At 45.5% G+C, this 22,920-nt stretch carries 24 protein-coding genes; 10 read left to right on the plus strand and 14 right to left on the minus strand.

Annotated elements, in window-relative coordinates; all coding sequences use genetic code 11:
* Window positions 1–91 precede the first annotated feature (91 nt).
* Window positions 92–1,519 carry a carbon starvation CstA family protein gene (locus BJR36_RS07940; RefSeq protein WP_091232471.1) on the plus strand — a complete coding sequence of 476 codons (1,428 nt, stop codon included), beginning with the start codon at window positions 92–94 and terminating at the stop codon, window positions 1,517–1,519.
* Window positions 1,520–1,646: 127 nt separating this feature from the next.
* Here the strand turns inward: BJR36_RS07940 and fic are convergent, their stop codons facing one another.
* The 7 genes from fic to BJR36_RS07980 all read right to left on the minus strand — a co-directional run bounded on the left by fic (window position 1,647) and on the right by BJR36_RS07980 (window position 9,075).
* Window positions 1,647–2,255, minus strand: coding sequence for a protein adenylyltransferase Fic (gene fic, locus BJR36_RS07945; RefSeq protein WP_091232473.1), 609 nt, complete (start codon window positions 2,253–2,255; stop codon window positions 1,647–1,649).
* 78 nt (window positions 2,256–2,333) lie between these two features.
* Window positions 2,334–3,416 (minus strand): Fic family protein, encoded by a 1,083-nt coding sequence (locus tag BJR36_RS07950; protein WP_091232475.1) that lies wholly within the window; start codon window positions 3,414–3,416, stop codon window positions 2,334–2,336.
* Between the two features lie 362 nt (window positions 3,417–3,778).
* Complete coding sequence (locus tag BJR36_RS07955; RefSeq protein WP_091232483.1) at window positions 3,779–4,906, minus strand: ROK family transcriptional regulator; 1,128 nt, start codon at window positions 4,904–4,906, stop codon at window positions 3,779–3,781.
* Between the two features lie 289 nt (window positions 4,907–5,195).
* A complete protein-coding gene (locus BJR36_RS07965; protein WP_091232489.1) occupies window positions 5,196–5,429 on the minus strand; it encodes a hypothetical protein in 234 nt (77 codons plus the stop codon).
* 38 nt (window positions 5,430–5,467) lie between these two features.
* Window positions 5,468–6,481, minus strand: coding sequence for a substrate-binding domain-containing protein (locus tag BJR36_RS07970; RefSeq protein WP_091232492.1), 1,014 nt, complete (start codon window positions 6,479–6,481; stop codon window positions 5,468–5,470).
* 126 nt (window positions 6,482–6,607) lie between these two features.
* Complete coding sequence (locus BJR36_RS07975; protein WP_091232496.1) at window positions 6,608–7,570, minus strand: ABC transporter permease; 963 nt, start codon at window positions 7,568–7,570, stop codon at window positions 6,608–6,610.
* Window positions 7,570–9,075 carry a sugar ABC transporter ATP-binding protein gene (locus tag BJR36_RS07980; protein ID WP_207648834.1) on the minus strand — a complete coding sequence of 502 codons (1,506 nt, stop codon included), beginning with the start codon at window positions 9,073–9,075 and terminating at the stop codon, window positions 7,570–7,572. Before BJR36_RS07980 ends, BJR36_RS07975 begins: the two co-directional genes overlap by 1 nt.
* Before the next feature lie 546 nt (window positions 9,076–9,621).
* Here BJR36_RS07980 and BJR36_RS07985 point away from each other — a divergent pair.
* The 5 genes from BJR36_RS07985 (at window position 9,622) to BJR36_RS08005 (ending at window position 14,215) form a co-directional block, all read left to right on the plus strand.
* Window positions 9,622–10,722 (plus strand): alcohol dehydrogenase catalytic domain-containing protein, encoded by a 1,101-nt coding sequence (locus BJR36_RS07985; protein ID WP_091232503.1) that lies wholly within the window; start codon window positions 9,622–9,624, stop codon window positions 10,720–10,722.
* Window positions 10,723–10,820: 98 nt separating this feature from the next.
* Window positions 10,821–11,816 (plus strand): dihydroxyacetone kinase subunit DhaK, encoded by a 996-nt coding sequence (locus BJR36_RS07990; protein WP_091232506.1) that lies wholly within the window; start codon window positions 10,821–10,823, stop codon window positions 11,814–11,816.
* 204 nt (window positions 11,817–12,020) lie between these two features.
* Window positions 12,021–12,662, plus strand: coding sequence for a dihydroxyacetone kinase subunit DhaL (gene dhaL, locus BJR36_RS07995; protein ID WP_091232509.1), 642 nt, complete (start codon window positions 12,021–12,023; stop codon window positions 12,660–12,662).
* An 87-nt stretch (window positions 12,663–12,749) separates the two neighbouring features.
* Window positions 12,750–13,211, plus strand: a complete 462-nt coding sequence (rpiB, locus tag BJR36_RS08000) for a ribose 5-phosphate isomerase B (RefSeq protein WP_091232511.1) — start codon at window positions 12,750–12,752, stop codon at window positions 13,209–13,211.
* Between the two features lie 326 nt (window positions 13,212–13,537).
* Window positions 13,538–14,215, plus strand: coding sequence for a ferritin-like domain-containing protein (locus BJR36_RS08005; protein WP_091232513.1), 678 nt, complete (start codon window positions 13,538–13,540; stop codon window positions 14,213–14,215).
* A 200-nt stretch (window positions 14,216–14,415) separates the two neighbouring features.
* Here BJR36_RS08005 and BJR36_RS08010 read toward each other — a convergent pair whose 3' ends face one another.
* The 5 genes from BJR36_RS08010 to BJR36_RS08030 all read right to left on the minus strand — a co-directional run bounded on the left by BJR36_RS08010 (window position 14,416) and on the right by BJR36_RS08030 (window position 18,175).
* The gene (locus BJR36_RS08010; RefSeq protein ID WP_091232515.1) at window positions 14,416–14,730 is read right to left on the minus strand and encodes a cupin domain-containing protein; all 315 of its coding nucleotides are present in this window, start codon (window positions 14,728–14,730) and stop codon (window positions 14,416–14,418) included.
* 54 nt (window positions 14,731–14,784) lie between these two features.
* The gene (locus BJR36_RS08015; protein ID WP_091232517.1) at window positions 14,785–15,408 is read right to left on the minus strand and encodes a 4Fe-4S binding protein; all 624 of its coding nucleotides are present in this window, start codon (window positions 15,406–15,408) and stop codon (window positions 14,785–14,787) included.
* A 203-nt stretch (window positions 15,409–15,611) separates the two neighbouring features.
* A complete protein-coding gene (locus tag BJR36_RS08020; RefSeq protein WP_091232519.1) occupies window positions 15,612–16,541 on the minus strand; it encodes a prenyltransferase/squalene oxidase repeat-containing protein in 930 nt (309 codons plus the stop codon).
* A gap of 67 nt (window positions 16,542–16,608) precedes the next feature.
* Window positions 16,609–17,265: a GyrI-like domain-containing protein gene (locus BJR36_RS08025; protein WP_091232521.1), complete on the minus strand. Its 657-nt coding sequence runs from the start codon at window positions 17,263–17,265 to the stop codon at window positions 16,609–16,611.
* A gap of 85 nt (window positions 17,266–17,350) precedes the next feature.
* Window positions 17,351–18,175 (minus strand): prenyltransferase/squalene oxidase repeat-containing protein, encoded by an 825-nt coding sequence (locus tag BJR36_RS08030; RefSeq protein WP_091232523.1) that lies wholly within the window; start codon window positions 18,173–18,175, stop codon window positions 17,351–17,353.
* A gap of 266 nt (window positions 18,176–18,441) precedes the next feature.
* On the opposite strand from BJR36_RS08030, the gene BJR36_RS08035 reads away from it, so the two are divergent.
* The 4 genes from BJR36_RS08035 (at window position 18,442) to BJR36_RS08050 (ending at window position 21,394) form a co-directional block, all read left to right on the plus strand.
* A complete protein-coding gene (locus tag BJR36_RS08035) occupies window positions 18,442–18,852 on the plus strand; it encodes a MarR family winged helix-turn-helix transcriptional regulator (RefSeq protein WP_091232531.1) in 411 nt (136 codons plus the stop codon).
* Window positions 18,853–18,920: 68 nt separating this feature from the next.
* Complete coding sequence (locus tag BJR36_RS08040; protein WP_091232686.1) at window positions 18,921–19,580, plus strand: cobalamin B12-binding domain-containing protein; 660 nt, start codon at window positions 18,921–18,923, stop codon at window positions 19,578–19,580.
* Window positions 19,564–20,721 carry an ABC transporter permease gene (locus BJR36_RS08045; protein ID WP_091232534.1) on the plus strand — a complete coding sequence of 386 codons (1,158 nt, stop codon included), beginning with the start codon at window positions 19,564–19,566 and terminating at the stop codon, window positions 20,719–20,721. The genes BJR36_RS08040 and BJR36_RS08045 overlap by 17 nt, the downstream gene beginning before the upstream one ends.
* Entirely contained in the window at window positions 20,714–21,394 is a 681-nt protein-coding gene (locus BJR36_RS08050) for an ABC transporter ATP-binding protein (protein WP_091232537.1), read from the plus strand. Before BJR36_RS08045 ends, BJR36_RS08050 begins: the two co-directional genes overlap by 8 nt.
* A gap of 173 nt (window positions 21,395–21,567) precedes the next feature.
* Here BJR36_RS08050 and BJR36_RS08055 read toward each other — a convergent pair whose 3' ends face one another.
* Together BJR36_RS08055 and BJR36_RS08060 are read right to left on the minus strand one after the other, a co-directional pair.
* Entirely contained in the window at window positions 21,568–21,945 is a 378-nt protein-coding gene (locus tag BJR36_RS08055) for a hypothetical protein (protein WP_091232540.1), read from the minus strand.
* A 23-nt stretch (window positions 21,946–21,968) separates the two neighbouring features.
* Complete coding sequence (locus tag BJR36_RS08060; protein ID WP_091232543.1) at window positions 21,969–22,907, minus strand: hypothetical protein; 939 nt, start codon at window positions 22,905–22,907, stop codon at window positions 21,969–21,971.
* Window positions 22,908–22,920: the final 13 nt, after the last annotated feature.

Raw genomic sequence — 22,920 nt, forward strand, 5'->3', positions numbered from 1 at the left:
CTTTTATGCATGTTGTACCTATTTCAAAGTCTTCCCGCCCTGTTTATGTTAAAATACGCCTATAAAAAAACAACCGAAAGGCGGGAAACATATGATATCATTTTTTACATGTCTTGTATTACTGATCGGAGGATACCTTGTTTACGGAAAAATCGTGGAAAAGAATTTCACCCCTGACGACAGGGAAACTCCGGCAATCACAATGGCAGACGGATCAGACTACGTCGTAATGGAAAACTGGAGGATATTCCTGATCCAGCTTCTGAACATCGCAGGCCTCGGACCTATCTTCGGCGCCATTGCAGGCGCTTTATGGGGCCCTGTCGTTTTCATCTGGATTACGCTCGGCACCATATTCGCTGGTGGCGTTCATGATTATCTTTCCGGAATGATGTCCATGCGGCACGGCGGAGCCACAATCGGAGAAATTGTAGGCATCTACCTTGGCCCTGTCATGAAAAAAATCATGCGCATATTCTCTGTCGTACTGCTCATCCTTGTTGGCGTTGCCTTCTCAACCGGACCTGCAGCGCTGCTTGCCATGCTGACTCCGGACGCATTAAACATAACTTTCTGGCTGGTTGTAATCCTTGCTTATTACTTTATTGCAACCTTTGTTCCCATTGATAAGATTATCGGAAAAATCTATCCTGTTTTCGGCCTTTCCCTGATTTTTATGGCTTTGGGAGTTGCTGGCGGAATCATCGTCAAGGGTTATACCATTCCTGAGATATCACTTTCCAACCTGCACCCGGCTAATACACCGATCTGGCCAATGATGTTCGTTTCTGTTGCCTGCGGTGCGATTTCCGGTTTCCACGCAACCCAGTCTCCGTTGATGGCGCGCTGCATGAAATCAGAGCGCGACGGCAGGAGGATTTTCTATGGAGCAATGGTTTCCGAAGGCGTTATCGCACTTATCTGGGCAGCTGCAGGCTGCGCATTCTACGGAACCACCGGCGGCCTCGGGTCTGCATTAAAAGAACTCGGCGGACAGGGTCCTGTAGTCTATGACATCACCACAAAGCTTCTTGGACCTGTAGGTTCTGTTATTGCCATGATCGGCGTTATTGCATGTCCGATTTCCTCAGGTGATACTGCATTCAGAAGCGCAAGACTGGTCATTTCAGACTGGCTGAAGATCGACCAGGCCAGCTTTAAGAAAAGACTGGCTCTTACCATTCCTATATTGGGAATCGGTGCCCTTCTGACTCAGATGGACGTTTCTATTATCTGGCGTTATTTCTCATGGAGCAACCAGACCCTGGCAATGCTTGCATTATGGGCAGGCGGTGCCTACCTTTACAAAAACAACCGCAATCCATGGATGGCCGTCATTCCTGCCACATTCATGTCAGCGGTAAGCCTTACCTATATACTGATGGCGCCGGAAGGCTTCAAACTCAGCACAACAATTTCCTACCTTGCAGGAATTCTGTTCGCTGTGGTCTGCCTGTTTGTATTTGTTAAGAAAACCTACCTGAATCAGGCTAACAAGAAGGCAGAGGGTACTGCTTAGGGGCTGCTTGGTACCTGACACCACATTGCTTGGTACCTGACACCATAAATTTTTGTTTATGGTGTCAGGTACCAAGCGGGTACCACCATGCGAGCTACCACCATGTGGTACCACTTGGTACGCCACTTTATTTAATATTTTCTATATTATAGATATAATACCCCTCATAATAATAACTTGCATCAATACCCTTCATATAAACCTCATGGTCATTAATCTGATCAGTCAGTGCAGCTTTTAACAAAACCTTAATTTCCACATCTTTTACAGGACTGCGTTCCATTGCAAGCAGATAATCTTCTTTATCAACCTGACTCCAATCTATAACGCGCTTAATCTCCTTCTTCAAAATCGCATCAAGCCATATTCTTATACTGCGGCCATTGCCTTCACGGAATGGATGTGCAACATTCATCTCAACATATTTTTCAATAATTTCATCGAAAGTTGACTGTGGCATCTGATCAATATTTTTAAGAGCAGCTTCCAGATATATAACGGGTGCAAATCGAAACCCACCCTTTGCAATATTTACATTACGCATTTTTCCGACAAAAGGGTAAATTTCGCCAAAAAGATACTGATGGATTTCTGCAAGTCCTTCGAATGTACCAATTTCGAATTTATCCAACAATTCCTTTTCAAACAACTCAAGGGCTTTCATCTTGCTGATTTTTTCTTCCATACGGGCAAGTTCCGAAGAATCCGTTATACCCATTTTATTTTCTAATGCCATGACTTACTCCTTTCAAAATCATCTTTGTAACTATTCAGGACTACTGAACAGTTACTTATCTTTTAACAACGCAAAACCCTAATAAGCGTCATGCCTTCCCACAAACACATCATAAATACGCTGATATCTGTACCCCTTTTTTATAACAGAACTATCTTTTACAACAATCCCCATCTTCACCAGCTGATTAATGATATTGGACACGACATTTACAGACACACCTGATTCATCCTGCACTTCTTTTTTTGTAAATACAATCTGGCGCATGATTACAGGCATAATACGATAGACCGAATTACCTCTGAAGCATTCTATCGCCTTCATATCCTCCCTGTATATTTCCTTGATGCGATTTATTTTATAGATATATGAATTACACTGGTCAATCACGCACTGCAGGAAAAATTTGATGAATCCTGCTACATTACCACGCCTGCTTTCCATTAAACTGCGCTGATAGGCCGGTTTGTATAATTCTATAATTTCTGATAAAAATAAAACAGGCTTTCCTTCTTCTAAAAGTGCCATTTGCACCGGAATCAGAGCTCTTCCCAATCTCCCATTTCCATCTTTGTATGCATGAATAGTCTCAAACTGTGCATGTGATATCGCTACATTTACAAAAAGCGGATCAATAAACGCATCGTTCATATATTCAAACAAATTACCCAGCAGTTCTGGAACAGCTTCCGGCTCTGGGGGAATAAAGATTGCACCATCTATTCCAGCTCCCCTTGGTCCAATCCAATTCTGTGTTGTTCTGATCTGTCCAGGTGTTTTTTCTGAACCCCTTACACTATTCAGCAGAATACGATGCATCTGATTTACAAAATATAAGTTTATTTTTTTCTGTTCCTGCAGCTCTTCATATGCAAATTCAACTGCTTTTTTCAAGTTCTGTATTTCCAGATTGTCATCTGTCTGCTCCAGATATTTTAAATAATACATTTCATCCTGGGATATCTGAGTGCCTTCTATCTGTGTGGATTTATAGCTTTCATTTAATAAGACGGAATCCAGAAAATATTTCGTATCAAACTCCAGGGTATTTAATAATGATTTATATTCTCCATATCTTTCATTTGATTCAGCTAGTAATCGAAGCAATTCTTTATCTATTTTATACTCTGTTGGTAACTTATCGGCTTGATATGGTTTCATTTTCCCGAAATTCCTTTCACTTTTTGTTATATTATATCCTGATGAAGCAAAAAAATCACTGTTTTTTTATAAAACAGTGATTTTTTGTGTTTTTCATGCTGTTTTATCACAGCAATTATCGTTTTTCATTGAAATTCTCTCATTGTTACCAGCCCCGTTTGGTACCTGACACCATAAACTTTTGTTTATGGTGTCAGGTACCAGCACTTATTGGGCCGCGTACTTTGCGGCCTTACGTACCACTACGTCTTCATCTAAGCGAGAGCGCGCTGCGAATGAACATGTTTTGCATCACGTCCTCATTCCCGAAAGCTGTGCAAATTGACGAACACTATTTTGTAAATGGGCTTTTGACACTTCATTTACTTCAATTCCTCCATATATTTTTTCACAAAAGGAATCGCAGCTCCTATTCCAAGCGGCATAATTACACTTTTGCTGATTTTAATATACTGTTCGCGGGAAGGGAAAGCAGAGCACTGATATGCCAGTTCCTGAAGCTCCTGAACATCTTCCTCCGTCAGATATTTTGACAGGGTACCGCCCAGAACGACATCGCTGGTGATGAACATATGCAGATTGTCGATTGCGACCGCCAGATGTTCCAGATAAGCATGCCATCGCTTTTCGATTTTCTGATCCTTATTTCGCAGTTTCTGGAAAAAGATTTCCAGACTTTCTCCCGGCTTAAGGAGGGCATTGAGCGAACAGTAGGAATTGACGCATCCCTTTTTCCCGCAATAACAAGGGTGTCCGTTAGGAACCAGCGTCATATGCTCGAAAACGCCGCTTTTCAGTTCTCCTCCACGGAAGAATTCGCCATTGATGATGACTGCACCGCTCAAATTGTCCCGGATGTTAAAGAAAATCGCATTATCCAGCTCCGGATTCAGCCACAGTTCTTCGTTGGCGACCGACTCTGCATCATGATTAAAGGTACAGGGAAGATGAATTCTGGATGTGAATTCACTGATCGTCAGGCCTGTGCAGTTCAATATTTTTCCGTATATGACCTCTTTACCATCAGCAGAAATAAGCCCCTGAAGCGCGATTCCCACTCCAAGAATATTATCCCGGGTCGTCTGCAGGCTTTCAATGAACCTGTTTACCGATTCGCAGACCGTATCATAATATTCCTTTGTATTAGAAAAAGGGTACTGGAATTTCTCAAATTTCAGCGTATCGGCATACAGATCGATCGCCACGATTTCATAGCGGTCGCTCAGCATTTCCAATCCAATGGCGATTTTTCCCAGGCTGTTGAAAATATATTTTTTCGCCTTTCTCCCGCCTGTCGATTCCACATTTCCCTTTTGATAGATTACATCAGCCTCCTGCCATTCTTTCAAAACCTGTGCCACCGTCGGGCGGCTCAGATTCAAATCCTCCGAAATCATCTGGGGGGAAACCTCTTTATTTTTATAGATGTAATCTAGTATATTTTTCTTGTTTTTTTCTTTTAATACCGCAACGGTAAAATTCGTATCCATACCCCACCTCCAGAACTACTTTATCTGCTGATCTGCCACTTGGAAAACAGCTTCCTTTAAACTTTGATAACTTCTATGATAACCTAGTGAATCCGTCTTTGTCCAGTCGGAAATCCCGCTGGCAGCTCCGGGCGTTTTCTTGTTACTGATTACAGAGTGAACAGTAACGTTTTCTTTCATCTTATTACGAAGATAAGGAAAGACGCACACCCAACATGTGCATCCCTCCTTACCTTCGTCAGATCGCAGCAGTTCAGGACTGCATCCTTGATAGCTGCGTCAAATTCTTTTATCTTGTCACTGTCTCTCCGATAGAAGCAATATCGCGATGAAACTGTTCATCCTCACTGACTACTAAAATTGGTTCCTGAAAATCCAACGCATACATGCCGATATAGCTTTTTGCATCAATAATGATGGTGCTGTCTGTATTGTGGAATGCCACGTCCGATGCACATTGTGTTGCCAGCCGCTGGATCTTCTGTAATTCATCAATGGTCCTGATCATTTTTTTCGTAACCACCTTTCATCCCTCCATCCTGTTCCGTTCCTGTCGGGACCTTATTTTACCATGGTTGCAAAATCAAGTTCTTTGTCTGCATAATCAGCAACATTATCAGCATCAATAACTACTGTTCCCGCATCTACAAATTCTTCCACTTTTTCGCCTGCCATTATTTTGATCGCAGTATCCACTGCTGTCTGTCCCAGAAGAACAGGGTCATTAGAAGCAGTACATGCATATCCGCCTTCTTCAATTTTCAATACGGCTTCCATCAGTCCATCCACGCCGCATACAAGAACATCTGCGAATCCCTGTTCCGCGCAGACCTGAGCTGCTCCCAGAGCCATGTCATCGTTATGTCCGTAAATTGCAACTACATCTTTGTTTGCCTGTAATAAATCCTGTGTTGCAGGAATCGCTTTTGATCTGTCGTAATCACAATAGGAAGATTGTACGATTTTCAGGCCTGGTGCCTCTGCAATTGCTGCGTCGAAACCGTCTCTTCTGTTCATCATAGTCGTGGAGCCAGCAGTTCCCTGGATCTCCAGGATCGTTCCCTTTGCAGCATCTTTGCCGCCAAGGAGCTCAATCAGTCTTTCTCCTACAAGTCTGCCCATCTCTTTGTTATCTCTTCCGACCCAGGCATCATATCCTTTTTTTACATTCTTATCTACAGTAATGACAGGTATGCCTGCCTTGTTGCAGGCTTCAATTCCTGCCGAAGGACCATCTTCATTCACAGGATTAACCAGAAGCACATCAATTCCGCGTGAAATCAGATCCTGAATGTCTTTGTTCTGTTTTGCAACATCATTGTCCGCATTGAGAGAAATTACCTCAAGCCCTTTTTCCTTGCCATAATCCCCGATGATCGGAGTCATGTTCGCAAAGAACGGGGTGTCCTGTGAACAGTTAGAAAATCCAATGGTAAACGTATCCTTCGTTTCCTCTGCAGACTCATTCTGGGTAGTCGTGCCGGTAGCCTCTTTTTCCGTGGTACCTCCGCATCCTGCCAAAGAAACTGTAACTGCGACTGACATTGCAATTGCTGCTAGTTTTTTCATTTTCATCTTTTCATTCTCCTTTTCGTTTTGTGCACTGATCAGATTACCATGTGTACCTGTCAGCTTATGTAAAAGCCGTCAGCTTAGAATAGAAGCCGCCACTTTTTCATTCATGAGGATCTGAACTATTACTTATTTTCTTTCTTTTGCAACAAACCTGTTCAACAGAAGCGCGCAAATGATGATGATTCCCTTTGCTATCCTCTGGTAATAGGATGGCAGCCCTACAAGATTGAAAATATTCGTTAATATCTGGAGCAGGAATACGCCTCCGAAGGTTCCCACAACGGAACCTGCGCCGCCGCTTAAGCTGGCGCCTCCGATTACGCTTGCTGCAATCGCATCCAGTTCATATCCGTTTCCTGCAGTTGGCTGTCCGGTGGACATCCAGGATGCTGTAAGAATACCGGCAAAACCTGCAAGCATTGCACTCAGCACGTAGGTAATCGTATAATTGCGCTTTGTCTTGATTCCCGAAAGCATGGCCGCTTCCCTGTTTCCGCCAATGGCAAACAGGCTGCGCCCGAACAGGGTATATTTTAAAACAAGGGCAAACGTGATCGTTAATATGATCCAGAAAACACCGCTTATGGCAACCGTATCAAAAGCGAAGCCGCCGCCCATTACATGGAAGGCATCGCCCAGGCCAAACACCGGGTTTCCGCTTGTCGTAAGCAATGCCGCTCCTCTTGCGATTTCCATCATCGCCAGTGAAGCGATGAAATCCGGCAGGTTGAATTTGGAGATCAGGAAACCGGTAATGAGACCCATGGCAACACTGACCGCAAGACCAAGCAGGCATCCCAGAATGATTCCCGCCATGCTTCCCGACATGCGGTACACGAGCATGGAAGTGACCATGCCGGCGAATGCAAGTACAGATCCTACCGACAGGTCGATGCCGCCGATCAGGATTACAAGCGTCATTCCGATCGCCACAATACCCGGAATCGAAGCCTGCTGAAGCAGATTTAAAAAGTTATTCAGAGTCAGAAAACTTGGAGACAATATTGCAGAAATAATGATAAAAACAATTAACATAACAATCAGATTATACTTCTTCAGCACTGTGCTGATACTCATTTTACTTTCCATTAGGCAATCCTCCCTACCACTGATGCATGCAGAATCTGGTCCGAATTGAAGCTCGCTTTATTCGAGGACATGATCTGTTTTCCGTCATACATGACATGAATGTTATCGCTTATCCTAAGCAGTTCCTGTAATTCCGAAGATACCACGATCACGCTTTTTCCCATATTTGTCATCTCGCGGATCAGTTTATAGATTTCTTCTTTTGCCATAACATCGATACCCTGAGTTGGCTCATCCAGCAGAAGGATATCGCAATCCTGCATCATCCATTTTGCCAGGATTACCTTCTGCTGATTTCCTCCAGACAGGTTCTGGGTAATCGTATTGACAGAGGGCGTCTTCACGTTGAGCATTTCTTTATAGTTCTTACATTCTTCATTGATATCCTTATATTGTATGATTCCATTCTTTTTGAACTTCGATAACGCCACCATGGACATGTTTTCCCATACAGGGAGCATCAGCACCAGTCCCTGGGTCTTCCTGCTCTCAGGCGCCAGTCCGATCTTATGTCCAATCGCGTCCTGGGTATCCTTGATATTCACTTTTTCCCCTTGCAGGTACATTTCCCCGCCAGTTATGGGCGCCAGTCCGAAAATCGACTGCAGGATCTCTGTCCTGCCGGCCCCGACCAGGCCGTAGAGTCCAAGTACCTCTCCTTTATGCAGAGCCAGGTTGATATTCGAGACTTTATAGTTGCTCATATCCTTCAGCTCCAGGACCACTTCCTCCGAAACCTTGTGTACTTCCGTCTCTTCTGTCTCGATCTGGGAAATGGTAATTCCTGTCATATATTCTACCAGCGAATTTTCGTTTAGCTCGTCCGTTCTCTTGCATACGACGAATTTTCCATCCTTGAGAACTGTGATCCGGTTTCCTACTATAAAAAGCTCCTCCAGATGATGGGAAATATAGATGATCGTGATTCCCTTTTCCTTCAGATCCTTGATTACCTTGACGAGGATTTCAAATTCCGACTGGGACAGGGTAGATGACGGTTCATCCATAACGATGAGCTTTGCGTCACATGCCAGTGCCTTCATGATTTCCGTCAGCTGCCGCTGCCCGATGTTCAATGACGAAACCTTTGCCCGGGCATTGATTTTGATATTCAGGTTGTCTGCAAGCTTCTGCGTGTTGTCATACACTTTTTTCCAGTCCACCGCGCCTGCCGCCGTCTTTGGAAAATTGTTAACGTAGACATTTTCGCCGACCGTCAGATCATTAAAGAGGGACAGTTCCTGATAAATAACAGAAATGCCTTCTTTCCTGCGTTCCTGGGTTCCATGTGGCTTTAAAACTTTTCCATCAAATAAAATTTCTCCCTCATCTTCCGTATAGGCACCAGACAAAATTTTCATTAATGTAGATTTCCCTGCACCGTTGGCGCCGATCAGGCAGTGTACTTCTCCCTTTTTGACATTGAAGTCAACACCGTCAAGCGCTTTTACTCCGGGGAATATCTTACTGATTTTTTTCATTTCCAGAATATTATCACTTTGCAATATAATACCTCCGTTTCTGTTAAGCCTCATTACATTTCTGTTAAACCGAATTACTTTTGTTAGATTGATTTACTCAAGTATACTTTCTTTATCCAAATGTGTCAATTGACCATTTATCACATATTTATTTTTGTTTTTTTATGCTATTTTACCATGTTTACTTGTTCGTTTATGTTTTAACCTGTTATATATTTGTCAATGTTTCATCCTTTTCACCTGTTTTTTGCAACTTTTCAACACCTTCCCCAAGCTGGGGAGTCTGTCATTTGCACTCTGACAGCAGTTTCTTCTATATAAGCGTCTTCTCCCTGCATGATTTCCTCACAGCATTTCGTCGCCCATATCCCGCTCTATTGTGCCTGATCCCGAAGAATTATACACGATTTTTGTATGTTTTATTTGTGTAACATTAACAATTGACTAAAAAACATTTTGAAGTTAAACTTACACTTAAGTAAACAACATTTACATAACTTTCATCTGACGCGCGTATTTTAAAACCAAGTTCACTTAAAATTCTATTGAAAGAAAAAGGAGACCAACACTATGAGTACTTTACCAAAAAAAATGAAAGCAATTATTGCCTACGCACCTGGAGACTATCGCTTTGAAATAGTGGATACGCCAAGGGCCGGAGACGGAGAAATGATCCTGAAAGTAGAAGCATGCGGCGTCTGTGCCGGAGACACAAAAGCCTTTGCAGGAGCCGAGAGCTTCTGGGGCGGCGACGGACAGCCCCCTTACATAAAAGCACCTATGATCCCGGGACATGAATTTGTAGGTACCGTAGTAGAACTCGGACCAAACGTAAAAGGAAGCTGGAAACTGGGCGACCGCATCTGCCCAGAGCAGATCGTTCCATGCGGAGAGTGCATGTTCTGCAAAACAGGACGCCACTGGATGTGCGAGAAGCACGATCTGTTCGGATTCCAGAAGAACGTAAACGGCGGCATGGCTGAATACGTAAAATTGACAAAAGAAGCCCTTCCTTATCTCGTACCTGCAGATATGCCGATCGAACAGGCCGCTTTGATCGAACCATATGCCTGCTCCTTCCACTGCGTGGAACGCGCGCAGATCACAACCAGAGACTTCGTTGTACAGTCCGGCGTTGGAACGCTTGGACTCGGCATGGTAGGCGCGATCAAGCAGGCCAACCCAAAATGCCTGGTCGTACTTGATATGAACGACGAACGTCTTGCGAAAGCCAAAGAGTTTGGCGCAGACATCGTTATGAACCCTGCAAAGGAAGACGTCGTTGCTAAAATCAAGGAAATGACCGGCGGATACGGCTGCGACATCTATATAGAAGCAACCGGACATCCATCAAGCGTGATCCAGGGCCTTCAGGCAATCCGTAAAATGGGGCGTTTTGTTGAATTCTCCGTTTTCGGCCAGGAAGTAACCTGCGACTGGTCCATCATTTCCGACCGTAAAGAACTGGATCTGCTGGGTGCCCACCTGAGTCCTTTCTGTTATGACACTGTAATCGAATGGATCGGCAACGGCAAACTTCCAACCGAAAACGTGGTCACAAATAAATTCGCACTAGAAGACTGGGAAAAAGCTTTCGAAATTGCCAAGACAGGTGCAGACGGCGCACTCAAGGTAATCATGGTGCCGGACATGCTTCCAGAAAGCAAGTAACCCGAAAACAGAGTGTGTGTGCAGCTGTTCAGGACTGGGATTCTGAACAGACACGAGAATTGATACGCCTGGCTAAAACGGCGGGAATGGAGAAAAAAATGCAGAGAATATTTAATGATGCAGATGATATAGTAGATGAAATGCTGAAAGGGTTTCTAAAAACCCATAGCGATATAGTCGTAAAGACAGACAACCCTCGTGTAGTCAGAGCCGTAAAGGCTCCTGTCGACCGGGTCGGAGTGGTAACAGGCGGCGGATCAGGCCACAAGCCTGCATTTATCGGATATGTAGGAGAAAACTTATGTGACGCGGTGGCAGTCGGCGAAATCTGCTCCTCTCCTACTGCGGCAGCATTCCTGGATGCATTCAAGGCGGCTGACGGCGGAAAAGGCGTTGCCTGCTTATACGGAAACTATTCAGGCGACAACATGAACGTGAAGATGGCTGTTAAAATGGCGAAAAAAGCCGGACTTGAAGTAAAGACCGTAGTAGCCAATGACGACGTTGCCTCAGCGCCAAAGGACCAGCGCGAAAAACGCCGCGGCGTTGCAGGAGAAGTGCTGATGTGGAAAGTCGGAGGCGCGAAAGCAGCCAAAGGCGCAACCCTGGATGAAGTGATCGCAGCAGCCCAGAAAGCGATTGACAATACAAGAAGCGTAGGAATCGGCCTCACGCCATGTACGCTCCCAGCAGTAGGACACCCGAACTTCGAGATCAAAGACGGAACCATGGAAGTGGGAATCGGACACCACGGAGAACCAGGAATCGAAGTGTGCGCACTGGAAACAGCTGCCCAGATGGCAAAGAGGATGGTGGACGTAGTAGTGCCGGATTATCCTTTCGTGGCAGGTGATGAAGTAGTCGTGCTGGTTTCAGGACTCGGCGCTACACCGATCATGGAATTATACGTGCTCTACGATGAAATCGACAGGCTCCTGACAGAAAAGGGAATCAAAACGCACCGCTCCTATGTCGGAAACTATTTCACATCACTTGAAATGATGGGTGCAACTCTTACCATGATGAAGGTCGATGAGGAACTGAAGGAACTGATCGATCTGCCTGCAAACAGTATGGGATTGAAACAATTCTAGAACAAAATACCGCGAAATGGTAATCAGGTTATGCGCAGGCAGCTTATGCGAGTTGCGCATAACCATTTTGACAGGGCGTATAGGTACATAAATAAGGGTGTAACTGATAAAAAAATTTTAGCAGCTGTTCAAGTATCCAGTTTCGCAAGGATGCACTCCTGAATAGTTACTAGTTTGAATCATATAGAGAAAGAGGTAATCGCTATGAGTACATTCAAAAATGCAGATGGAAAAAAAATATTGCTTAAAATGGTAAAAGCAATCCAGGACAATAAGGCATACCTTGGAGAAGTCGACGGCCTGATCGGTGACGGAGACCATGGAATGAACATGAATAAGGGCTTTTCAGTATTCGAAAGCCGTTTTGCGGACAAGGAATTTTCCTTTACCGAAGGCCTGGAAGAACTGGGAATGATCCTGCTGAACGAAATCGGCGGATCCATGGGACCGATCTACGGAACCATCCTGATGGAAATGGCAGAAGCAGGCGAAGACCTTGAAGAGATTTCCCTTGCAGACTTCGGAAATATGCTTTCGGCAGGACTCACAGGCCTCTGCGGAATCGTAGATGCAAAAGTGGGCGACAAGACCCTTGTAGATGCACTTTCCCCTGCAGCAGACGTCATCAGATCTTCTGCCGCCGAAGGAAAAGACTACAGGGAAGCACTTCCTGCAATGAAGAAGGCAGCCGAAGCCGGAAGAGACTCGACCAAAGACATGGTGGCAAAATTCGGCCGTTCCAGCCGTTTAGGCGAACGATCGAGAGGCGTGCTCGATGCAGGTGCAACGTCATGCAGCATCATCCTTACTGCTATGGCAGATGGGATCGAAGAAGTCATCGCATAAAATTCGGGCTGGATCATCGGATTTCAGCATAACAGCCTTACTGGATCATCCAGTTTCAGCAAGGCAGGATCAGGAGGAAAAAGCACTATGAGAATAGCAATCGGATGTGATGAAGCAGCTTACAGTCTTAAAGTAGAGATCATGAAGCATCTTCAGTCTAAGAATATAGAAGTGGTAGATTTTGGCGCTGAAGCAGGTGATATCGTATTATATCCCGACGTAGCTATAAAGGTAGCAGAAGCCGTGGCAAAAGGGGAATTCGAAAGAGGAATCCTGGTATGCGGAACAGGCATCGGCATGGCGATAACCGCAAACAAGGTGCCGGGCATCAGAGCCGCGGTATGCCACGATCCATTTTCAGCAGAACGCGCAAGAAAGAGCAACGATGCACAGATCATGTGCATGGGCGAACGGGTAATCGGCGTAGAACTCGCAAAATACCTGGTGGACATCTGGCTGAACTGCGATTTCGCAGGCGGCGGATCAGCACCCAAGGTAGACAGAATTATGGAATACGAGCAGGAATACCTGAAAAAGGGCTGCGTGTAAAAAAGAACAAATGACAAGGGAGTTAATGCCAGTTAATATTCCATTGTCTTAATAAATAAGGATTCTGCAGGTTCAAGTCTGCGGAATCCTTATTTTTTTTGCATATCATCTGGCCATTCACACTTTGTTCATGGTGTCAGGTACCACCACTTTCGCAGTAGCCCTCGCTTGGTACCTGACACCATAAATTTTTGTTTATGGTGTCAGGTACCGCACTTTATGATGTCAGGTACCAGCACTTTCATGGTATAATTATTGCAATTATGAAGGATGCAGTCCTGACATGTTACTGATTATTTTCAAAACCATTCAGAGGAGGAATTGCTATGGGAACAACTAAATCCGCATTGAAATTCAATCGATTTTTTGTCACTGTTCTAATGGCTGCAGCACTTGCTGTCAGCAGCATATTTATGTTGTCAGGCTGCAGCGCTGCCAAAGACGCTGATAACGAAAACACCCAGCCTGTTCAGGAAGACACCAGCCAGACACCTGAAACCACCCAGCCCGTCGACCATAATGTCGATATGGATCCCACTCCTCTGACAGATAAAGATCAGGTTCTGTCTCTTGAAGGATACGGGGCAAAAGGCGCCCTCGTCGATAAGGATCTGACCATTCGCGATATGCTCCTGTATGCAGTTCAGGATGAATACTTAGCGCACGGGGAGTATCTGGCCATCGTAGAAAAGTTCGGCAGCCAGAGACCTTATTCCAATATCATTCGTGCCGAGGAGACACATCTTGCATATTTGAAAGAAGTATACCTTTCCTATGGACTCGATTTCCCGTCCGACGGCTCTGCCGATCATATTGTTGTACCTGATGATCTGCTTGAAGCTGCACAGATCGGTGTCCAGGCCGAAATCGACAATATTGCGATGTACGAACTTTTCCTGACTTACGACTTGCCTGAAAATGTCTCCACAGTATTCTCTTCCCTGAAGAGAGGCTCCGACAGCCATCTGCTGGCTTTTCAGAAGCAGGTTGAGAGGCTGGATTAAATTTATTTCCTTAAATAAATTCCAGAAACCTTGGTCTCTCTGCTTTCATATCTTTCATTTTGGTTTCAATCAACCAAAAGGGCTGTCGCTAGCGACAGCCCTTTTAGTAACTACTGAATCCCCGCTGAAATTGCCAGTTTTGAACAAACGCCTGCTGCGCATTTTGTTCTTTGTAACACCAAATACAGGTGTTCCCCAAACTACTTCACTGGTGCCGGCGCTTTCACTACAATCAGCTCCAACACCGGTTCATCAAGATTCTTAACATTCATTTTCGTATCAACAGGAATTTTCAGCACAGTGCCCGCCTCGTATTTATGGATCTCCTGATCATCCAATCCGATGGAAAGCATTCCTCTTACAACTGTCATGTACACATTGGAATTGGAAAAATGCTCCGGAAGGCCTTCTCCCTTGTTGAATACCATATGGATATAATGTACATTGTCATCCTGGATTACTTTTTCTACGGCTTTTTCATTGCCTGTTGATATTTTATAGATCTGTTCTATCATATTATTCCTCCTCTTCTAATCTTGGTCAAAGCGGTTATGCGCAACCCGCTTATGCTACTTATTTTTATAGTGGATTGCAGTTTTCGGACATACCTGCTGGCAGTTCGTGCATTGCAGGCACAGAGCCTTGTTGATTGCCGCTTTCTTGTCATCAGCTACTTTTATCGCCTCTGTCGGGCACGTTTTTTCACAAAGCCTGCACCCTATACAGGAATTCCGGTCTACGGTTTCCGAGTATTTTGCATACTTTCCAAAGTATTTTTGCAGTGCTCCAAAGGGGCATATGTAATTATGAAATACATATGGCCGGTACCTCAATGTCACTAATGCCGATATAACCAGCCAGATCAGCAAGAGCGGTAAGTTCAGCCCGGCTGTCTTCTTTGCTGCCACCATAACGAGAACACTGGCCGCCAGTGAAATCCATGGTAATTTATCTGAAAGAAGCCATTTCGGAGCCGTTTTTGCCTGAAGCTTCAATTTTTTGGAGAGCCATTCCACCGGTCCCATGATCGTATTCATAGGACATGCATAACCGCAGTAAATTCTCCCGAAAACCAATGCCAGCAAAAGGCTGATTGCAAAAATGCCAAGCCAGATCACCATTTTCCCATTCAGGACCAAAAATAAAAATATTCCCAAAAACAGAAGCCTGACTCCTGTTGCCACATACTTCATTGACCCTCCTCCTCTCTTTTCAAAATACAATTGCCTGAAACCAAAACAAATCGTAAGACAAGGTACGGAAAGCCCTCAATATGCATGGTTTACAGTTATTATACTTATCCAGACAGAAAAAAGGTGTTACCATGGTAACTATTTGTCTGATTTTGTTATATGATATCATCTCGTGATATGCATTCGTTTTCAAATTCCCCTAATCAGGTAAAATAATCCAATACCCGCATGGCTCTGAGCGTATTCCAGCGGCTGACCGTTCCAGCCTGCTCCATTTCAAAATGCACTGCCGAACCCGGATAATGTGCCGGTATTTTCCAGCGGCCATCACTTGTGCGTTTTTTACAGACCACATCCAGTGCCTCCTGCATTCTTGCATCGTAGGGAGCCTCCGCTTTACGGAGATACTCCAGTGCACGCAGAATATCGTATCTCCAGCGTGTCGGATATGCCATATGGAGCATGTCAGGATTGATAATTTCGCCTGTTCTGTCAGACCGGAATAAATGATGCCGGAGAAGGAATTCTCGTGCTTCCATTTCAATCCCGGTCAGCTCTTCCCGCCTGTAGCCGTACCCTTGAAGGATATACTCCATGATCCCCTCAAGCGTGTTAATTGTCGTATGCATGGAACTATGTCTGGCCCCGGACCTGTTCAGCAGACAATTGAAGGCGCCATCCTTCATCTGCTGGCTTATCACAAAATCCACGACGGACTTTATCTTTTCTTCCTCCAGGCCAAAATAACATGCATAGTTCAAAAACATTCCATTGATGCACAGATCACTTTGCGGCACGCTCACAAAACCGTTTATGCTGCCATCCGCAGCCTTGCAGGTCTCTACTATGGCATCAAGGGCTTTCGTTATTTCTGCAGTACACGGGGCACATAGATTTCTCAAATCAAGAAGCGTATAATTGGTCGATGTCCATTTTGGCTGGTAAAAAGCCTTACCCCAGTGGCCTTCCGGATGCTGCCTTTTCAGAAACTCATATCCCCAGCCTTCTGTCGCTATCCTTTTCTTTAACGGAATCAATATGTCCGGCTCTGATTTCAATAAATCCCGATGCGTCTGGTATTGGATTGACACATCACCTTCCAGCAGCCAGCTGACAATCTCATTTCGTTCCATATCCCGCCTCCTCGTCCGATCTTCCATTTTCCGAACTGATATCGTGACTGGTCAAAACTCTTCATGATTATTTCCGGATCGGATGACGGACCACTGTCTTCATCTTTTCCGGATCCGTTTTCCGCGGATCGTTCAGGTATAGTTCATGGTGCCTCCGGATATGACCGTCTGGAAGTACTTCTGAAATGGCATTTACGTATCCATTGGATATAGCAAAATCGTCGATAGCCTTGACAGTTACTGCTTCCGTGTCATATGGACCCAGATGCATCATCTGAACGCAGAGCCCTTCCTCGAACTCCTCAAGCCTCGCTTTTGAAGTGTCCAGCTCCGGCTTCTTTTTCTGCAGCTCATCAACCGCCCACCGAAAAACCTCTTCGGTGACAAATTCCGGTTGCCGGATCATCGCAGTCCAGATCAGTTTATCCTTCTGCCCCGTTTCAAAAGGCCTGTCCTCCTCTGTCCACCATAAGCCTTCCAGCGGAGGCACGACATAGTCGAAGAAATCCGCAGGGGCTTTCCCGCTCTTGTTGCTCATTTTGATGGTGTAGGACAGTCCGTAAAGCAATTCGATGGCTTTCGCATATTCTCCCGCTTCCTCATTTGGGTTTCCTTTGCCATCGACCATGATGAATTTCATTTTTGGCACATCGACTATCGCTGGAACCGTCTTTGGCTGATAGAGATTCTTGTAGTGCTTTTTGTAATCTAATTTTTCCGGCATGATATTACCTCCTTATATTGGTACCTGACACCATAAACTGCAGTTTATGGTGTCAGGTACCTTTTTTCCGAACAGCTGCAATCATTTATTTACTCCCCATATTCCTGACGATTTCCAGATATCTCTCCGTGGCCGCTTCCGACGGTTCGCCCTTCCTGCAGATATCCAGCTTCTCCAGCTTGCGGTTCGGCCGTTCGACAATCAGCCTGCCGCTGCTGTCCAGCTTCCCCCTCAGGGCTGCAAACGCTTCCTTGAATCTCTTGTCCCTGCGGGCCTTCTCATAAAAAGAAAGCACATATACATAATAGAACAGGTTGTATCTCAGAAACGGATACTCCACCTGCATGAACAGCGTCCCCATTCCATAATGGCAGGGACCGGTCGGCGCCCGGACAGTCCAATGGTCAAGAAGGGTTTCGACTGCCTGGTCAAGATCATGAGCCCCTTCGTTCATTCCCGCACACCGGAATGCGTCCAGGGCGAGAAGGGTTACCCCGGGATTTGAAAAATCCGTTTCCGGACCTCGTCCGAACAGGAATTTGCTGCATCTCCAGCCTCCATCTTCAAATCTGTTGGAAAGGAGGTATTCCAGCACCTTCTTTACGCGCTCGTCACCGGCATATCCGTTTCTGTACAGGGCTGCAGCCGCAAGCGCCATCTGGCAGGGATAGATGGAGCCCTTCGGCGAAATGCGCACCCGCCCATCATCCCTTATGGCCTGAAGGACCAGCTCCGCCGCCCCCTGGAGCGCTTCATGAGACTTATCTACTTTCAATTCACTCATGATCAACAGGGCTGTCAGGGTGCTGATTGGCTTTTCTATGCCAATCCGCCCGTCTGGTGTCGCCCAAAAATCCGCGCCATTATCATGTCGTGTTGCGAGAATCTTTTCCAGGTCTGTTTCATACATGCTGTTCACCAATACCTTTCAAATGATTTTAGGATTTCTTTCCGTCACTTCTATCCATGATTCTGTTATACACCTGCATGACTTTCGGCGCAATGGTTTTCCTGTTTATGGTGTCAGGTACCTCTCCACGTTACCGCATTAAATCAGTGCGGTACCAGGTACCCCCTTAAGGTAACGCATTAAAACCACCAACTGCCCTTGAAATTTTAATCGTTGTATTATACAATCATATCATGCAACGATCACAAAAATAGCGAGGTGAAACTATGTTCATATGTGATATCAGCGTGTTTAACAAGTACGGGAAACAGAAGCTGGATGAAATGCTCTGTCCGCTCAAAGTCGACTGGCGCGAGCTTGTCGTGATGCTTGTCCTCGAACAGGTTCCGGGGATGGGGCAGGCTCTTTTAATTCCATTTCTGCAGACCGATAAAGCAAATGTAACAAAGCTGCTCCAGATGATGGAGAAAAAAGGGCTGATCAGACGCGAGACAGATGCAGCCGATCAGCGGAACAAGACCTGCCATCTGGCGGATCAGGGACATCTGCTGATCCCTAAGCTGCATGAGACTCTCGCGCTCTGGGAAGCGGCCTGCTTCAATGGCCTTACCAAAGAGGAAATTCAGCAGTTCCAGAGAACCAGCGAAATCATCACCCGGAACCTGGTTAGGGATTAGAAGGCCGCAAAATGGCAATTTCATCATGTTTTACGACTAAACAAGAAAGCGAAAGAAGAGGTGTCGAAATGAACAAGAATCTAATGGACTTCCTAAGCATCATCGAAACTGAAAATCGTTATAAAGCGCTGCAGTTTGTCCTGGACAGACTGGAAAAGAAGGAGCTTTCCATCCTGGAGGTATACGAGGAAATCCTGGCCCCGGCCCTGAACCTTATGGTGCCCTCGGAAAATGAAAATGTAGATATCTGGAAGGAACACGTCAGAACCTCCATCATCAAAACGATCCTGGAGAATGCCTATCCCTATGTCATGAAGGAAAAAGAGGAAAAGGGCATCTCCATCAGCAAGACCGTGGCAGTGCTCTGTCCCCCGGAGGAATATCACAATGTGGGGGCCCGCATGGTCACCGATATTTTGACGATTTTGGGCTATGACGCGATTTTCGTGGACAGCAACACGCCGCTGCGGGTGATCGAAGCTGGAATGGACATCCGGAAAATCGATTGCATCGCCATCAGCATCTCCAATCCCTATCATCTGGTTTCCACAAGGGATATCATAGAGGCGGTCCGCAAGAAGGATGCTTCCGTAAAAATCATCGTGGGTGGAAATGCAATCAAGAAAGCTGGCTCCCACGCCGATCTTCTCAAGGCCGACTATATCGTGACATCCTTAAAAGAACTGGAAAACCTGGAAGGAGGAACCTCTCATGAAACTATCATTTAACATTGCCCTTCGTTTTTTAAACTCCAGCAAGGGGCAGACCTTCCTTATTGCACTGGGCATCGCAATCGGCGTCTCTGTCCAGATTTTCATAGGCTCTCTCATCCAGGGCCTGCAGATAGATCTGGTGGACACCACCATCGGGAGCCAGCCTCAGATCACCATCACGAGCACTTCAGATGACAAACTCATCGGCGACTACGAGTCCCGGCTTTCAGATATTTCTTCAGACTATGAAGGCGTGAAACATGTTTCTCCGTCTGCTGACGGACCTGCCCTGGTCACTTCCGACGAAGAAAACTACAGCATCCTCGTCCGCGGCCTTTCCTTCGAAGCTGCAGAAGGGATCTATAAAACAAAAGAACGCCTGGTGGAAGGTTCCCTGCCAGAAAACAAAAATGAAGTCCTGATCGGAACGACGCTCAAGGATGAATCAGGCATCCAAATCGGGGATGAGGTAGATGTCCTGACAAGCTCCGGCGAAAACCAGGCGCTGACCGTCACCGGCATCTTCGACTTCCAGGTGGCAAACCTGAACAGTTCCTGGGTGCTCACCACCCTGGAGACCGCCCAGTCCATGTTCTCCTATGACGACCGGATCACCGGCATCGAAATGCAGGTGGAGGACGTGTTCCTTGCAGATACCATTTCATCCGACATCCAGGCAGACCTCCCCGAGGACCTTCTGGCTGAAAACTGGAAAGACCAGAACGCATCCCTCCTGAGCGGCCTGAATGGCCAGAGCGTCTCCAGCTACATGATCCAGGTATTCGTCATGATTTCCGTGCTCCTTGGCATCGCCAGCGTCCTGGCCATCACCGTAGTTCAGAAATCCAGACAGATCGGCATCCTCAAGGCAATGGGAATCCGCGACAGCGCAGCCAGTCTGATTTTCGTCTTCCAGGGCCTCATGCTGGGAATTGCCGGCGCGATCCTTGGAATTTTATTAGGCCTGGGGCTTGCCTATGTCTTCACCCGTTTTGCCCTGAACCCCGACGGCACGCCAGTCGTACCACTCTACATCAATCCAGGATTTATTGCACTGTCTGCAGGGTTTGCAATCGTGGTTTCCACACTGGCCGCCCTCATTCCCGCAAGAAAATCCTCTAAACTGAATCCAATCGAGGTGATCCGAAATGCGTAATGTGATAGAACTGAAAAAAATAAACAAGATCTACGGCAGCCAGGTCAAGACCCAGGTTCTGTTTGACCTGGACCTGGCCATCGAGGAAGGCAGCTTCAACTCCATCATCGGGCAGTCCGGAAGCGGAAAAAGCACCCTGCTGAATATCATCGGCACCCTGGACCAGCCCACAGACGGCGAGGTCTACATCAACGGAAAAAGGACCGACCAGATGAACAAAAATGAACTGGCCACTCTGAGAAACGAGACCATCGGATTCATTTTCCAGTTCCACTACCTTCTCCCGGAATTCACCGCTCTGGAGAACGTCCTGATGCCTTACCGCATCCAGTACGGCAAGGTCCCGGCGGACAAGCTGAAAAGAGCCAATGAACTCATGGCTCTGGTGGGGCTCGAAAAAGTCAAGAACAACAAAGCAACCAATATGTCCGGCGGACAGCAGCAGCGTACTGCTATCGCCAGAGCCCTCATGAACAGCCCCAAAATCATCCTGGCCGACGAGCCTACGGGAAATCTGGACTCGGAAACCACTGAGACCGTATACAATCTGCTCCGGGACATCAACAAAGAAATGGGCACCACCTTCATCATCATCACCCATGACCGGCGCATCGCAGAGACGGCGGACCGCATCATTGAGATTAAGGACGGCAGGATCGCGCTGGATATCTAAATTGGTACCTGACACCATAAACTGGAGTTTATGGTGTCAGGTACCATTAATTTTTCATTAATTTATCACAAAAAAAACGCCACAAGCTTGATCATTAGCCTGTGGCATTAATATTTTTTGAATTTTTCTGAGGCAAAAAGCTAATAATTCCTTCCTGCCTCTCATGTGATCGTTTATAACGAATCAGTTATTGTATCAGCTTTTTTCTTTCCCGTAATTAAAGCTGCGACAGCCAGGATAGCGTTAATCAAACACCACACGGACCAGATAACAAGATCACTGTAATTCCCATATCCTGCAAATCCTATAAGTGCGGCTAATCCAAACAAAATAACAAGAGCAATGTTTCCACCCTTTTTAACTGATTTTCTGGATGCTACGGAGACAATTCCACCCGCAAGCATAAACGCCGCAACCAAAAAACCTACAGATCCGGAAGTACCGCCATTCTCCTCTAAGGCATTAACAACACCTGCAGCACATGACTGAAAAGTAACAACCACAAATAAAATAATCGATAAAATTCCTGATACTAATTTCCAAGTTTTCATTTTTCTTAAACCTCCATTTAAAATTATTGTGCGGAAAATTTAATAGGATCTGAGTCTGCAATTGTATCATATGTATCCACATTATAGACATGGAACTGTAATTCAACCTCATCGATACTCTCAATTCCATTATCTTCTAAATCGCTGTCCATAATTGTAATTTCATTAAAAGCTTTCTTTCCATCATATACATCGCATGAGAAATATGGTGAAATCATAAATCCGTTGATCGACATATTGTCACACTGTACTCCTACATTGTTTCCAGATGCATTTTCAATATAAAGCAAGATAGCAGTTCCCCAGAAACTATCCTCATCGACGGTTTTACCTACGATTTTTATGCCTCCTTCGTTGTAAAGCTCTGTTCCGGCATCATTGGGAGTCGTATCCATATTTGCATATTCTGATGTCTGTATAATCACAGCTTCTGTGGTAAAGATATCATCATATGATGCACTATCATATACATGAAAATAAACCTCAACCTGTCCAACAGAATCTATACCCGCAGCCTCCAACTCAGTGCTTGATAAATACATTGTTTCGTTGGCTTTCTTGCCAGCTGCAATATCTGATACAAATAAGTCCGTAATCATATAATCGTTTACGATTAATGCTTTACAGCCGACCGAAACATTCTGATCAGAATTATTTTCAATAACAAGCTTAATTCCATCTCCCCAAATAGAGTCTGTTGTATATTCTGTAGCTTTAATAACAATTCCATTCTGGTCAACAAGAACCTGTTCCTCGATTGTTACATCCGTGCTGCCTGCTGCATCCTCCTCAGCAGTCTCGTCATTAGCCGCTTCATCAGCTGCTTCATCGCCAGCTGCCCCCTTATCGGTAGTAACGATATCCTTTTTTTCAGCCGGATCCGATGAGCCGCATCCCATAGCCATCGATACAACCAAACCCAGACTCAGTAAAACTGCCACCCATTTTGTTTTTTTCCTCATTTTTTACTCCTCC

It is taken from the genome of Anaerobium acetethylicum (assembly GCF_900096945.1).
Classification (GTDB): domain Bacteria; phylum Bacillota; class Clostridia; order Lachnospirales; family Lachnospiraceae; genus Anaerobium; species Anaerobium acetethylicum.

Coding starts and splice junctions, on each gene's coding strand:
- dhaL (WP_091232509.1), top strand. CDS start 12,021: ATGAGTACATTCAAAAATGCAGATGGAAAAAAAATATTGCTTAAAATG.
- BJR36_RS08005 (WP_091232513.1), top strand. CDS start 13,538: ATGGGAACAACTAAATCCGCATTGAAATTCAATCGATTTTTTGTCACT.
- BJR36_RS08020 (WP_091232519.1), bottom strand. CDS start 16,541: ATGGAACGAAATGAGATTGTCAGCTGGCTGCTGGAAGGTGATGTGTCA.
- BJR36_RS08060 (WP_091232543.1), bottom strand. CDS start 22,907: ATGAGGAAAAAAACAAAATGGGTGGCAGTTTTACTGAGTCTGGGTTTG.
- BJR36_RS08010 (WP_091232515.1), bottom strand. CDS start 14,730: ATGATAGAACAGATCTATAAAATATCAACAGGCAATGAAAAAGCCGTA.
- BJR36_RS08055 (WP_091232540.1), bottom strand. CDS start 21,945: ATGAAAACTTGGAAATTAGTATCAGGAATTTTATCGATTATTTTATTT.
- BJR36_RS08015 (WP_091232517.1), bottom strand. CDS start 15,408: ATGAAGTATGTGGCAACAGGAGTCAGGCTTCTGTTTTTGGGAATATTT.
- BJR36_RS08040 (WP_091232686.1), top strand. CDS start 18,921: ATGAACAAGAATCTAATGGACTTCCTAAGCATCATCGAAACTGAAAAT.
- rpiB (WP_091232511.1), top strand. CDS start 12,750: ATGAGAATAGCAATCGGATGTGATGAAGCAGCTTACAGTCTTAAAGTA.
- BJR36_RS08050 (WP_091232537.1), top strand. CDS start 20,714: ATGCGTAATGTGATAGAACTGAAAAAAATAAACAAGATCTACGGCAGC.
- BJR36_RS08035 (WP_091232531.1), top strand. CDS start 18,442: ATGTTCATATGTGATATCAGCGTGTTTAACAAGTACGGGAAACAGAAG.
- BJR36_RS07985 (WP_091232503.1), top strand. CDS start 9,622: ATGAGTACTTTACCAAAAAAAATGAAAGCAATTATTGCCTACGCACCT.
- BJR36_RS07955 (WP_091232483.1), bottom strand. CDS start 4,906: ATGGATACGAATTTTACCGTTGCGGTATTAAAAGAAAAAAACAAGAAA.
- BJR36_RS07950 (WP_091232475.1), bottom strand. CDS start 3,416: ATGAAACCATATCAAGCCGATAAGTTACCAACAGAGTATAAAATAGAT.
- BJR36_RS08045 (WP_091232534.1), top strand. CDS start 19,564: ATGAAACTATCATTTAACATTGCCCTTCGTTTTTTAAACTCCAGCAAG.
- BJR36_RS07970 (WP_091232492.1), bottom strand. CDS start 6,481: ATGAAAATGAAAAAACTAGCAGCAATTGCAATGTCAGTCGCAGTTACA.
- BJR36_RS08025 (WP_091232521.1), bottom strand. CDS start 17,265: ATGCCGGAAAAATTAGATTACAAAAAGCACTACAAGAATCTCTATCAG.
- BJR36_RS07975 (WP_091232496.1), bottom strand. CDS start 7,570: ATGGAAAGTAAAATGAGTATCAGCACAGTGCTGAAGAAGTATAATCTG.
- BJR36_RS07990 (WP_091232506.1), top strand. CDS start 10,821: ATGCAGAGAATATTTAATGATGCAGATGATATAGTAGATGAAATGCTG.
- BJR36_RS07940 (WP_091232471.1), top strand. CDS start 92: ATGATATCATTTTTTACATGTCTTGTATTACTGATCGGAGGATACCTT.
- BJR36_RS08030 (WP_091232523.1), bottom strand. CDS start 18,175: ATGTATGAAACAGACCTGGAAAAGATTCTCGCAACACGACATGATAAT.
- fic (WP_091232473.1), bottom strand. CDS start 2,255: ATGGCATTAGAAAATAAAATGGGTATAACGGATTCTTCGGAACTTGCC.